A 456-nucleotide genomic window follows, 5' to 3' on the forward strand; every position below is an offset into this window, starting at 1 on the left:
GCTGAAGGAGCGGCTGCTCGCGACCGACGACCGCATCCTGTTTCTCGTCGAGGACCGGCACGGCCGCGCGGTCGGGCACATCGGCTTCAACGGCTGCCTGAACGACGAGCGGCTGTTCGAGATCGACAACGTCGTGCGCGGCGATGCGGCCGGCGCGAAGGGGCTGTTCTCGCTCGCATTGCAGGCGCTCATCGAATGGGCGCGCACCACGTCGAACGTCGAAGGGTTCTTTCTGCGCGTGATGGACGACAACCCCCGGGCCATCGCGTTCTACGCGCGCAACGGCTTCGCCGAGGAGCGGCGCATTCCGCTCGTCGGCGAGCGGCGGGGCGAGACGCTGTCCTATCGCGAGGCGCGCGACGGCGAGGCCGCGCACAAGCATTTCGTTCGCATGGCTTATCGACGCACGCACGAAGCCGGCCGCTCGATGATCCTGACCGCCGGGCCGTCGATCTC

Annotated in this window: 1 protein-coding gene; it reads left to right on the forward strand. The window is 68.4% G+C overall.

Annotated elements, in window-relative coordinates; translation table 11 throughout:
• Positions 1-456, forward strand: a 456-nt coding sequence (locus J5M58_RS26855) for a GNAT family N-acetyltransferase (protein ID WP_207880418.1), incomplete at both ends; no start/stop codon positions are given.

Origin of the sequence: Pseudomonas sp. 32_A, from assembly GCF_017490905.1 — a bacterium.
GTDB classification, from domain to species: domain Bacteria; phylum Pseudomonadota; class Gammaproteobacteria; order Pseudomonadales; family Pseudomonadaceae; genus Aquipseudomonas; species Aquipseudomonas inefficax.